Source organism: Kangiella sp. HZ709, assembly GCF_009674675.1.
Taxonomy (GTDB): Bacteria; Pseudomonadota; Gammaproteobacteria; order Enterobacterales; family Kangiellaceae; genus Kangiella.
Genome location: NZ_WKJC01000001.1, coordinates 647,170 through 659,984, shown reverse-complemented (window position 1 = coordinate 659,984; position 12,815 = coordinate 647,170). Strand labels below are relative to the sequence as shown.

11 protein-coding genes are annotated in these 12,815 nt (G+C 39.1%); all 11 read left to right on the top strand.

Translation table 11 applies throughout. From position 1 onward, the window contains the following. Positions 1 to 7 precede the first annotated feature (7 nt). The 11 genes from GJS41_RS02920 (at position 8) to GJS41_RS02870 (ending at position 12,809) form a co-directional block, all read left to right on the top strand. A complete protein-coding gene (locus GJS41_RS02920; protein WP_195758321.1) occupies positions 8 to 3,238 on the top strand; it encodes a pilus assembly protein in 3,231 nt (1,076 codons plus the stop codon). Then, positions 3,238 to 3,669, top strand: coding sequence for a type IV pilin protein (locus GJS41_RS02915; RefSeq protein WP_154245829.1), 432 nt, complete (start codon positions 3,238 to 3,240; stop codon positions 3,667 to 3,669). Before GJS41_RS02920 ends, GJS41_RS02915 begins: the two co-directional genes overlap by 1 nt. 152 nt (positions 3,670 to 3,821) lie before the next feature. Beyond that, positions 3,822 to 4,535, top strand: coding sequence for a ParA family protein (locus GJS41_RS02910; protein ID WP_154245828.1), 714 nt, complete (start codon positions 3,822 to 3,824; stop codon positions 4,533 to 4,535). A 425-nt stretch (positions 4,536 to 4,960) separates the two neighbouring features. Further along, positions 4,961 to 5,995 (top strand): 3-deoxy-7-phosphoheptulonate synthase, encoded by a 1,035-nt coding sequence (aroF, locus tag GJS41_RS02905; RefSeq protein WP_154245827.1) that lies wholly within the window; start codon positions 4,961 to 4,963, stop codon positions 5,993 to 5,995. A gap of 7 nt (positions 5,996 to 6,002) precedes the next feature. Beyond that, a complete protein-coding gene (locus GJS41_RS02900) occupies positions 6,003 to 7,568 on the top strand; it encodes an anthranilate synthase component 1 (protein WP_154245826.1) in 1,566 nt (521 codons plus the stop codon). Next, positions 7,565 to 8,176 carry an aminodeoxychorismate/anthranilate synthase component II gene (locus GJS41_RS02895; RefSeq protein ID WP_154245825.1) on the top strand — a complete coding sequence of 204 codons (612 nt, stop codon included), beginning with the start codon at positions 7,565 to 7,567 and terminating at the stop codon, positions 8,174 to 8,176. The genes GJS41_RS02900 and GJS41_RS02895 overlap by 4 nt, the downstream gene beginning before the upstream one ends. Further along, the gene (trpD, locus tag GJS41_RS02890; RefSeq protein ID WP_154245824.1) at positions 8,160 to 9,167 is read left to right on the top strand and encodes an anthranilate phosphoribosyltransferase; all 1,008 of its coding nucleotides are present in this window, start codon (positions 8,160 to 8,162) and stop codon (positions 9,165 to 9,167) included. The genes GJS41_RS02895 and trpD overlap by 17 nt, the downstream gene beginning before the upstream one ends. Continuing rightward, positions 9,160 to 10,518: a bifunctional indole-3-glycerol-phosphate synthase TrpC/phosphoribosylanthranilate isomerase TrpF gene (gene trpCF / locus GJS41_RS02885; RefSeq protein ID WP_154245823.1), complete on the top strand. Its 1,359-nt coding sequence runs from the start codon at positions 9,160 to 9,162 to the stop codon at positions 10,516 to 10,518. The genes trpD and trpCF overlap by 8 nt, the downstream gene beginning before the upstream one ends. Continuing rightward, on the top strand, positions 10,515 to 11,726 hold the full coding sequence (gene trpB, locus GJS41_RS02880) for a tryptophan synthase subunit beta (RefSeq protein WP_154245822.1): 1,212 nt from the start codon (positions 10,515 to 10,517) through the stop codon (positions 11,724 to 11,726). The genes trpCF and trpB overlap by 4 nt, the downstream gene beginning before the upstream one ends. Next, positions 11,726 to 12,613 (top strand): tryptophan synthase subunit alpha, encoded by an 888-nt coding sequence (gene trpA, locus GJS41_RS02875; RefSeq protein WP_154245821.1) that lies wholly within the window; start codon positions 11,726 to 11,728, stop codon positions 12,611 to 12,613. The genes trpB and trpA overlap by 1 nt, the downstream gene beginning before the upstream one ends. Continuing rightward, on the top strand, positions 12,558 to 12,809 hold the full coding sequence (locus tag GJS41_RS02870; protein WP_154245820.1) for a hypothetical protein: 252 nt from the start codon (positions 12,558 to 12,560) through the stop codon (positions 12,807 to 12,809). Before trpA ends, GJS41_RS02870 begins: the two co-directional genes overlap by 56 nt. The last annotated feature ends 6 nt before the right edge of the window (positions 12,810 to 12,815 follow it).

Below are 12,815 nucleotides of genomic sequence, written 5' to 3'. Positions count from 1 at the left end.
ATTTAAAATGTTTAGTAATTTATTTAAAAAATTAAAGTTAGTCGCTATTTCGGGTGCTATATCCGCAATGGTAGCTTCTCCTGCAATGTCTGAAGACATTGAGATTTTCTTTGGTGAAGCTAAAACAGCGAATATGATGTTGGTTCTTGATTTATCAGGTTCCATGGCTTTTTATCCCAACGGACGAGAGTACTTCGCTGTTAATGGTGACGGTATTCATGTCGATGGAGATGGTGATGTTGTTGCTTCTGAAGATGAGCTTATTGTCAAAGAGTGGACGGTAACCAAGAATAACTTTACCTTCGATGACGCTGTTGCTTTACTACCAGATCCGTCGGTAAATCCAAAAGCGAGATATCCACACCTTCAAGTATTCTGGTACGAAGATGATGGCGTAGATTACTGGCTAGATTGGGTTCCTTGGAACGTCTTCCCTGGGTATATTGATGAGAAGCAGAATTTAGGTCGGTTAAACAAAGATGAAAGATACCGTTGGTATTATAAAGACAACCGTATTACGCAATTAAAAGAAGCTATCTACGACTTTCTAGCCGATACAACCGTGACTCGAGATATTGACCAAATTGGTATGATGACTTATGCAACGGGTAGCGATTATTACACTAGAAATCCAAATGTTGATTTAATTGAGCAAATTAGACCACTAAGCAAAGTCACGGGCGGGGAAACTCATCGTGATACTCTAGTTAATTCAATTTTTGAGATGTGGCCCGTTGCATCAACTCCAACAGCAGAGGGTTATTATAGAGCAACTCAATACTTAGGCGGCTCTTATACTCAAAATGGCTCAGCTGTGCCGTCTCCAATTTTAGATGGTGCTTGTGGCTTTAATAACTCGATTGTGTTGTTGACGGATGGTACACCGACAGCCTTTGACAGTAATACCCATAGTAGTGTGGAAAAAATCATTGGTACTTGTGATGACAGTGACTCTGGTGGTGCGAACGCTACAAATTACGGTAAAGAATGTACGGAAGATTTATCGGCTCACTATTTTGTTAACGACGTTAAAAGTAATTTTCCTGGCTCAACCATTAATACATCTACAGTAGCTTTTGCTTTGAATGATACCGTTGCTGAGACATTTCTAGAAAATACAGCATCAACATTAAATGGCGAGAAATTGTTCTTCAAACCAACTGATGCAAAAGAGTTAGCACAAGTATTCAAGAATATTTTATTGTCGACTCAGGACAGTACTTCTTTTGTAGCTCCAAGTGTTCCCTTAAGCCAAAGCAATCGTTTGAAGCATAGTAATGATTTATATATGGCGATGTTTAAACCAGAAGGTAAAGAAACCTGGTCTGGTAACTTAAAAAAGTACAGCTTAAAAGAAGGTAATATAGTAGATGCTAACGGCGTTGTGGCAGTTGATGTAAATAATGGTACTTTCTTAGATACTGCTGAAAGCCACTGGTTCGTCAAGGACTACACAGATCCTAATAACCCTATTGTGGCCGATGGTAATGAGATTGCTTTAGGTGGTGCCATGCCAAAGATTTCTGTTGGCACAACTCCTAAAGTCTATAGTAACTTAAACTCGAACAGTCTTAATCAGTTAACAGAAACTTTTACTAAGACTTATGTAAATGATACAAACTTAAACGTTCTCAAAACCTTGTTTGGAAATAGCTTATTAACAAAAGATATAGCTCAAGAAAATTTTGACTGGATAAGAGATCGCGTAAACGGTAGTACTAATCGTTTTGGTGATGCTCTGCATTCACGTCCACAAATTTTAGAATATACCAACAAAACTGTTGCTTTTATCAGTACTAATGAAGGTTATTTACATGCAATAGACACAGCAACAGGTGATGAACTTTGGTCTTTCTTCCCTCGTCAATTATTGAATAAAGTAGAAACTTGGAGATCAGATCAATCGTTAGATCCTACTAATGTCGAGCGCCAATACGGTTTAGATGGACAAATGCACATACACAGCTTTGTTGACAGCGGAGGTAATCAAAAGCACCACTTGTACTTTGGTATGAGAAGAGGCGGTAATAATATCTATGCGATGGATGTCAGTAGTGAAACTAACCCTCCACAAATGTTATATACGGTATCTGATCAATTTGATTTAACTACTGGGCAACTGGGGTATAACAAGGCAGGCGATACTGAGAATAGAGCAACTATTACGAATCTGGCTCAGTCATGGTCATTGCCCGTTATTGTACAATTACCGGCTAACAATACTAATAAGTATGAAAAACGCCTTGTATTCCCTGGTGGTTTTGATACTTATTATGATGATACCACTAATGCAATAAATCCTGGTGCAGGTATTAAAGGCAACGCCATTTATAGCTTACCTTTCTACGAAAGTACCGCCAGTGTTCCTGCTAGCATTTCTGCAACGACGCTTATTGGAACGGGTGTGATTAGCAATAGCATTGCTTCTAATTTAACTTTTATTGACCTGAATAATGATGAAGTGGTTGATAGTATTTATGCTGCGGATGTAGGTGGTAAAATATACCGTGCAGACTTAACCACTACTACCTCTACAGTTGATTTATTAGCAGATGTGGGTGCTGACTCAGATGGTTCTTATCGTTTCTATTCTAAACCGGATGTGGTGTTTGCGGACTATAAAGGAGTAAGTTTTGCCACAGTAGCCATTGGTACTGGCCATAGAAGTGATCCTAAAAATAATACCTCAGTGGATAAATTCTACGCTTTCTTTGATCGCGAGATAACTGGAGACCAAGCGGCGAATGATAATGATCCTATTACACCGAATAAATTATTTGATGTTACTACGGGTACTACTGATGCTAATGGTGAAACGAGTTTTTACGAGTTAGATGATATTATCGCCGCTGGTGATGTGGGTTGGTATATAGAGCTAGCTTCTGGTGAGAAAGTGTTAGCGAACAGCACCACCATTGATTTTAACATCTTCTTTACAACCTTTATTCCGGCGCAGGGTGCAAACTGCGGTGTGAGCTCTACTGTGAACCGCTTGTACGGTGTTAGTCTGTTAGAAGGAGCTCCATCTGTAAGAGCCTTTGAAACAGGATTGTTAGCAGATCCTACAGATAGATATACAAATGTTAACTATGTAGGTATTGCTCCAGGTGTGACGATCCTCTTCCCAGAAGACACCTCAATTGCTACACTGGTTGGTACTCAGACAGTATGTACAGGTGATGATTGTGACTTCTACAAAGGTGGCGTTAGAACCGTTAAATGGAGAGAGAAGAAATAATGAGCATTAAATCAATTAATAAGAACTCGAAAGGATTTAGTTTAATTGAGCTTATGATAGTGGTGGCGGCAGTTGCTATTTTAGCAGCTATCGCTATACCCTCGTATCAGAATCAGGTGATTCGCTCTAAGCGTGCTGATGCTATGGGGGCAGTATTAGCTGCCTCACAAGCGGTTGAGCGCTTTAAAGCAAATAACAACTTTAGTTATACTGGTGCTAGTAATGCCTTATTTTCTACTCAAGTACCAGCTGATGGAGGCTCGGCTTATTACACTGTAGCAATCAGTAATGTAACAGCTTCAACATATACCATTACGGCAAGCCCAACGGGTTCTCAGCCAGCTTCAGACGGTGCTATTTCTATTGACCAAGCTGGCAATAAAGGTTGGAATGGTAAAACTTGCTGGCCTGAGTCAGGTTCGACTTGTTAAATTGTATACAATATTTTTTAAAGCCCCATTTCTGGGGCTTTTCTTTAACTATCAATTATTTAGCGTAAAAATCCCTGGCGATACTTGCCAATCTACATTTCCGATGTAGAATAATTATGACCTATCAATAAACAAGAAAGAGGGGATAAGTAATGCGTGCGAAAGTTTTGAGTTTTGTACAAATGAAAGGTGGCGCAGGGAAAACAACTCTGTGTGTAAATATAGCGTCAACCTTATCCGATCGCTCTAATGTTTTAATGATTGATACCGACTATCCGCAAAGTTCGCTAGAAACTTGGTATCAAATTCGTAATGAGAAGTATGTAATTGAGAATATGCAGGTAAAAACAGCAAAAAACCTAACTCAGTTACAAAAATTAGTGAGAGATAACCTTGATGATTACGATTATATTTTAATTGATGGTCACCCCAGAATTACTAATATTACTCGCGCGGTATTGATGTTATCTGATTTAGCGTTAATTCCTTTAAGTCCTTCGCAAGTGGAAGTCTGGTCAACCAAACACTTAGCCGAGATTGTGAAAGAAGCGAAAAAGGCGAACACACATCTAGAGACACGCCTTTGTTGGAATCGTTATAGAGTAAGAACCAACTCAGCAGAAGCGGTTGTTAATGAAGCTAAAGAGTTATTGAAAATTGATGCCTTACCAGTAAAATTAGGTAATCGAGTGGCCTATTTAGACTCTTTCGCTCAAGGCCTGACAGTAGCTGAATGGCATGATCAAGCAGCTAAAGTGGAGATCTGGTCTTTAACTTCCGGTATTGAGCGTCTTTTAGATAAGCAGGGCAGTCATCGGATCAAGACCGAAGCGCAAGTCGAAAAGTTTGCCAAAGGTAAAAATTAAATACCTCAGGCGTGATATTGAAGAGCTTTAAGATAAAAGTAAAATAAATTGAATTAAAAGCTTGACCCTAAATATCTATTACTTTAGATTAGCGGAATGAAAAGATTAAACGCAAATATTTCTTGGTGGCACGTTACGTAGGTAGCGGGCAACTTTATGTTTACAGAAAATGTGTTTAACAGAAAAGATTATAAAGCCCGCATAAAGCGGGCTTTTTTTTTGAACTAATTTTATAAAAAATTTTATGAAACAACTAACAACTCACAACTTAATGCATTGCTGGTGGCTATGGCTAACGCGGGCTTTTGTTCGGGAGTTTTTTATTTAATAAAACTATCCATTCCAAAGCCCGCATATCGAAAAGAATGCGGGTTTTTTTATGCCTATTTGAAACATTATTTAAAATTTACAGTCAGGAAAACACTATGATTATTATATTAAAAGCCAATACAACCGATGCCCAAGCTAAGGAAGTATTGCATGAAATTGAAACTGCCGGCCTACAGCCCCTACACATGCCTGGGGTCGAAAGAACGGTCTTAGGCGCTTTAGGTGATGAGCGAATCTTGGATGCGCTTAATTTGGAGAAATATCCTCAAGTTGAGAAAGTAAAACCTGTTTTAAGTAAGTATAAACTGGTTAGTCGAGAAATTTATCCACAAGATACGGTTATTCAGTTAGGAAATACCCCTGTGGGCTCTCAGCAGTTCGCCTTAATGGGCGGACCATGCGCTATTGAAAGCGAAGAGCAGTTATTAGAGACCGCGCAATACGTGAAATCTGCTGGTGCTACGGTTTTACGTGGCGGCGCTTTTAAGCCTAGAACTAGCCCTTATTCATTCCAAGGTTTAGGTGTTGACGGTTTGAAAATCATGGAGCAGGTAGGTAAAGAAACAGGCTTAGATACCATTACTGAATTGATGGATATTAAAGATTTAGATGATGTTGCCAATCATATTTCAGCCATCCAGATTGGCGCACGAAATATGCAAAACTATTCTTTGCTAAAAGCAGTTGGTGAAACACAAAAACCAATTCTATTAAAACGCGGTTTATCTGCGACTATCGAAGAACTTTTATTAGCGGCGGAATACATTGTTGCTACTGGCAACCCTAACGTAATGATTTGCGAGAGAGGTATTCGCACTTTTGAAACAGCGACTAGAAATACTTTAGATTTAAATGCGGTAGCTTATATTAAAGAAAAAAGTCATTTACCAGTCATCGTTGATCCTTCGCACGGTACTGGAGTTAGAAACTTAGTTTCACCAATGGCTAAGGCTGGAGTGGCTTGTGGTGCTGATGGCCTTATTATTGAGTGCCACAGAAGACCTGTAGAGTCGGTTTCAGACGCTGCTCAAGCATTGTCGCCAACGGATTTTTCTGAGTTACTACAACAGCTTAAACCATTCATTGAAGCAAGCGGCCGTACTTTTAAACCTTTGTCAGCAGCAGTTTGAGGTTGTAATGCAAGTTAATACTTTGGTTAAAAAAATCAGTTTATCCTTAAGTCCTTTAGAAGTGTATAAAAGACTCTGTGATAAGGGACTAAAAGAGCATACCGCGCTACTCGAAACGGCTGAAGCTGGCACTCAAGCTCATAGAAAAAGCATTATCGCGATATCTAGCGCAGTGGAAATTAAGGCGCTGAACAATCGAGTAATGCTAACTGCTCTTAATGACAATGGTGTCGCTTTCTTGCAGCGATTAGATACAGACGTACTGAGTGATTTTAGTGTTAAAAAAACTGAATTGTGTTTAGAGCTTGTTTTAAATCCATTGCCAATTGTTACCGATGAAGATGAGCGATTAGGCCAATCCAGTATTTTAGACGTCTTGAAATTAGTTCAATCGGCTATCCAAACAGGTAACCGTGAAAACGATGAATCTTCACTATTATTAGGTGCATTTAGTTTTGATCTGGTGGATCAGTTTGAAGCTTTGCCTAAGATTAACAAATCTTACGAGGACTATATTTTTTATTTGGCTGATCAACTTCTTATTCAATCAATGGATAACAACTCAGCACAAATTATCGTCAAAGGCTTCGGTCAAAATGCTACTAACGATATTAGATTAGGACTTAACATAACTCAGTTAGAAGAGTCTCTGCAAGAAGAGCTGCTGCAAGAAGGACACTGCGAAGCTCAAGAGCCAAAGATCACTGTTTCAAATAAAGTATCCGTTAATTTATCGGATGAAGAGTTTAAAAAACAAGTTAAACAGGCAAAAAAGCATATTATTGATGGTGATGTGTTTCAGGTGGTTTTATCGCGTGATTATCAGCTTGATTGTCCTAAACCAATTATTGCTTATGAAAAGCTGCGCAGTTCTAATCCAAGTCCCTATATGTATTTCTTAAACTTTGGCGATAAACAGTTGTTCGGAGCAAGCCCAGAAAGTTGTCTTAAAGTCACACCGCAAAAGGAAGTAAGCTTATATCCAATTGCGGGAACTCGAAAACGTGCATTTAAAAATGATGTTATAGATTTTGAACGTGACTCACAAGTTGAATATGAATTAATTGAAGATCGAAAAGAAGCGGCTGAACACATGATGTTAGTAGATTTGGCTCGTAATGACTTAGCGCGAATTATTCGCAATGGCTCACGCAAAATAACTCAGTTAAAAAAGATTGTTAAATATTCGCATGTGATGCATCTCGTGTCAGAGGTGAAAGGTGTTCTAAAAGAAGAGATCGATTCTCTGGATGCCTATAAAGCATGCAGCAATATGGGAACCTTAACCGGCGCTCCGAAAATTAAGGCAATGGAAATCATCCGCGATTATGAACAAAAAAGTCGTGGTTTTTATGGTGGGGCAGTTGCAGTGCTCAATGCTAATGATGAATTTGATAGCGCTATCATTATTCGTTCAGCCCTCGTTAAAAATAATGTGGCGACCGTTACTGCTGGCGCTGGGGTCGTTTTCGATTCTATACCTAGTGATGAAGCGCAAGAAACTGATAATAAAGCAAAGGCTGTGCTTAGTGCCTGCTTGAGTGTTACTTGCGATTCTGAGGTGGCGGCATGAAAGTTTTATTAATCGATAATTATGATTCGTTTATTTATAACCTTCGATACGAATTAAATGCGCAAGATATTGAAGTGAAAGTTTGTCGCAATGATATTGATTATTCACAAATGCGATCGCTGGTTTTAAAACATGATGCAATCATTATTTCCCCAGGCCCATCTAACCCAGAAAATGCAGGGCACTGCCTACAGTTAGTAAAAGATTTTTATGACAAAAAACCAATACTTGGAATCTGTCTAGGCCATCAGGTCATTGCGCAAGCTATGGATGCAAGCATTACTCATGCTAAAAAAACCATTCATGGGAAAAGTTCACTGATTGATTTGTTAGACTCGGCTTTATTTTCAGGCTTGGGCAATAATATTTCTGTAGCAAGATATCATTCCTTAATTGCAAAAAATATACCCAAAGAATTAACTGTCACGGCTACTTCTGAGGTAGGAGAAGTTATGGCCATAGAGCATAAAGATTACCCAATATTTGGACTGCAATTCCATCCAGAAAGCATTATGACTTTAAAAGGCTCGAATATTTTCGATAACTTTAAAGCAGTTATAAAGAATCATAAAACCAATGGAGAAATTTCTCATGTTGCAAATGCTTGAAACTATTTATCAAGGGCAAAGTTTAAGCTTTGAGCAGGCGAATGATTCTTTTGATGAATTATTAGCAGGTCAAGTAGAAATGCCAATAGCGGCAGCATTATTGGCAGCCCTGAAGACTAAAGGAGAGTCAGTAGAAGAAATTGCAGGCGCCGCGCATGCTTTAAGAAAGCGAGCAGTTAAATTTCCGAAAACCGATTATGTGACTAATGACTGTTGTGGTACTGGAGGTGATGGCTTTAATACGATTAATGTATCGACTATTTCAGCTTTTGTCGCAGCTACGCTTGGAGTCAAAGTCGTTAAGCATGGAAATCGTTCTGTTTCTTCCAAGTGCGGTTCATCTGATCTGATGGAGGCGCTAGGTATTAATACCCATCTATCTCCAGCGGCCAGTAAAGAACTGCTGGATAAAACTAATTTTTGTTTTTTATTTGCCCCTGATTACCATCATGGCGTGAAGCATGTGATGCCTATAAGACAGTCATTAAAAACTAGGACAATCTTTAATTTAATTGGTCCTTTGGCAAACCCGGCTGAGCCTGAAGTCCAGCTTCTTGGCGTTTATGATAAAAAGTACTGCAAACCTTTTGCAGAAATATTAAATATTCTTGGCACTAAAAAAGCTTTGATTGTTCATGGCGCAGGATTAGATGAAATTGCGTTACATGCCGATACTTACGCTGTCATGCTAAATCATGGCAATATTACTGAAATGAAGATATCTCCAGAGGCGCTTGGCTTACAAAAATACTCTATAGATGATTTAAAAGTGGCTTCTATTGAAGATAATTTAACAGCAGCGTTAGAAGTCATAGCAGGCAAGGGTACTGAAGCTCATACTGATATGATTGCAGCCAATACAGGCGCATTGCTTTTTTTAAATGATAAAGCTGAGTCTTTAAAAGAAGGGGTTTTACTAGCAAAAAAGACTATGCTATCGGGCAAGGTAAAAGAGCATTTAGAGCTCATTAAGGAGGAATCAAATGTCTAATGTCTTAGCCTCTATAGTTAATTATAAAAGACAATTGGTAACCAATTCTCAAGATGTAGTGCCTACTGAAAAAAGTACAAGAAGTTTAATGCAAGCACTATCAAAACCACAATTTGGTTTTATTATGGAATGCAAAAAAGCATCTCCATCAAAAGGACTTATTAGAGACGGTTTTGATTTGACCGAAATAGTTCCTATCTACAATCAATATGCAGATGCGATATCAGTATTAACTGAAGAACGTTTCTTTCAAGGGAGCTATAAGAACCTCGAATACGTAGCAAAAAATACGGATAAACCAGTTCTGTGTAAAGACTTCATTTTAGAGCCTAAGCAAATAAGGCAAGCAAGATATTATGGCGCGGATGCTATTTTATTAATGCTTTCAGTTTTGACTGATGAGGAATATAGAGTTTGCGCTGAAGAAGCAAAGAAATATCAGTTAGATATTTTAACGGAAGTTCATGATAAAGCAGAATTGCAAAGAGCAATAGATTTAGGCGCTGAAATAATCGGAATTAACAATAGAGATTTAAAAGATTTATCGACAAGTTTAGACAATACCAAGCAGTTATTTGATTCAATTCCTAAAGATAGAGTGATTGTGACTGAGTCAGGTATCAATTCTCACCAAGACGTTTTGGAGTTATCGCAATATGCGGACTCTTGTTTAGTTGGTTCTTCATTGATGTCCAAAGAGAATCTTGAAATGGCTTGTGCTGAGTTGGTTTATGGAGATATCAAAATCTGCGGACTAACCAATCAGCAAGATCTGTCTTTGGTTGATAAGTTAGCAACTTCAAGTATTGGCGTGATTTTTGCTGATAAGTCTAAGCGCAAAGTCGAGCAGCTTCTATCAGCTAAAAAGAAGCCATTGATTGGTGTTTTTCAAAATCAAACTAAGGATTTTATCTTACATAAAATCTCTGAGTATCGATTAAATGGTGTGCAGTTGCATGGTGATGAGTCTCAAGTGTTAATCGATGAGCTAAGACAGGAGTTGGGCGGTGATTTTTTTATATCTAAAGTGGTTCATGTTGATGGTGTTTTGCCCAATTTAAATTATAAAAATCTTTCAGAAATATTATTAGATACACAAGTTAAAGAACAGCAAGGTGGAACAGGCGAGGCCTTTGATTGGCGACTGTTAGAAAGCGAGGAAATACAGATAAATAAAGCCATGTTTAGAATAGCTGGTGGTTTGGATGCAGATAATGTAGCACAGCTTAAATCTCTGGGTTTTAGCAAGCTAGATATTTGTAGTGGTAGTGAGTCGGTAGCAGGAATTAAGTGTCCAAACAAGCTCGATAACTTATTTAAAAATTGTAAAGTAAAAGGTTTTTCAAGATGACAACAGCAGTAGAAAGTCAATATGAGTTTCAAGGTGCCTATATAGGGCAATATGGCGGTCAATTTGTGCCGCAAATTTTAATGCCGGCTTTGCAGCAGCTTGAAGAAGCATTTGAAAGCTCTTTAACCGATCATGAATTTCAGTCCGAATTGACTGGGTTATTAAATGATTATGCTGGCCGTCCAACACCGCTAACGGAGTGCTCTAGTTTCGCGAAACAAAATGGTGTCCGCGTTTTTTTAAAGCGAGAAGATTTATTGCATGGTGGCGCGCATAAAACTAACCAAGTTTTAGCGCAGGCTTTACTAGCAAAGCGTATGGGTAAAAACCGAATTATCGCTGAGACTGGTGCCGGCCAGCATGGAGTAGCAACGGCTTTGGCATGCGCTTTGTTAGGCTTAGAAGCCACTATTTATATGGGCAGTAAAGATATTGACCGGCAAGCGCCTAATGTTTTTCGAATGAAATTAATGGGGGCAAATGTTATCGCTGTTGATAACGGTAGCGGTAGCTTAAAGGATGCGATTAATGAGGCTTTAAGAGATTGGGCAGCTTCGTACGATTCTACTCATTACCTATTGGGAACCGCTGCGGGTCCACACCCATTTCCGAAGATGGTAAAGACTTATCAAAAAATTATCGGTGAAGAAGCAAAGCAGCAAATGCTCGAGCAAATTGGTCAGTTGCCCGATGCCGTTGTAGCTTGTGTTGGCGGCGGCTCTAATGCGATTGGTATTTTTGCGGATTTTATCAAAGAAAAAAATGTGCAGTTAATTGGTGTTGAACCAGCAGGAAAAGGTTTAGATTCAAAAGAGCATGGCGCAACTTTGATTAAAGGTACTGAAGGCATTATCCATGGTGCTCGAACTCAAACCTTGCAAACTAAAGAAGGGCAGATAGTGGAGTCTCATTCTGTATCTGCGGGCTTAGATTATCCTGCAGTAGGTCCCGAGCATGTGCATTTAATGAAAACAGGACGTGCTCAATACGTCGGCATTAGTGATGATGAAGCTTTAGAGGCTTTCCAAGAGCTTTCACGAACCGAAGGTATTATTCCTGCATTGGAATCTTCCCATGCGCTTGCCTATGTGAAAAAGCTTGCCGAGGAAGCTACTGAGCCAATGAATATTCTGCTGAACTTGTCTGGTCGTGGCGATAAGGATTTAACCATGGTTATGGATGAGCTTGCGCAAAGAGGTAGTAACTAATGCGTTATCAAAAGATGTTTGAAACTAAAAAAGCTAATAATGCATTAGCCTATATTCCATTTGTATTGCTTGGCGATCCGACTTTTGATCATTCTTTCCAAATTATTGAAAAACTAATAGAAAGTGGGGCGGATGCTTTAGAGTTGGGTTTTGCTTTTTCCGATCCGGTTGCTGATGGTCCTGTGATTCAAGAAGCCAGCTTGCGTCCTTTAGACAATGGCTTTAGTTTGAAAGATGGCTTTATATTAATTCAGAAAGTTAGAATGCAATATCCGGATATCCCTATTGGAATTTTAACTTATGCCAATTTAGTTTTTGCCCAAGGTATTTCCCACTATTACGCAATGGCGAAAGAAGCAGGGGTTGACTCAGTTTTAGTGGCAGATTGTCCTGTTCAAGAAGCTTCATTGTTTGCCGAGCAGGCAGCTGCTCATAATATCGATACGGTTTTTATTGCACCGCCGGATGCAACCGATGAGACACTGGCTCAAGTGGCCAAGCATTCACAAGGTTATACTTATGTCTTAAGCCGTAAAGGTATTACCGGAACAGAGGTGAGTGCCAATCAGGCTAAAACCGATTTTTTGGAAAAACTAAGAACCTTTAATAGTGCTCCATTAGTACAAGGTTTTGGCATATCAACAGCTGAACATGTTTATCAAGCCGCTGAAGCTGGTGTTGATGGCGTAATTACCGGTTCTGCTCTAGTGAAGATCATTAATCAATACTATAATGAGCCACACATTATGCTTGATGCCATTGCGAAATACGCTAAAACTATAGCGACCGCAGCCCATCAGGCGCGTAACTTAATTCGAGAAGGGCTTATCAATGTCGATAGCGGAAACGATCAAAGAACAACTGTTGGGCATGGAGCAACAAGTTGAAGAAGAGAAATTATTTTTAGTAGGTTATTTGATCCCTATGGTGGATTTAATTCCACAAGGGGATTTAAATGATCTTGAATGGTTCGCTGAGTTTGCTTTGTTTGTAGAAGACGCAGTGGAGTCAGATGGATTAAATGATCGTGACGTTGAGCAGTTAGCTGAAATTTTCGAGGCTCTGCAACCAGAAGAAGCGTAATAAATA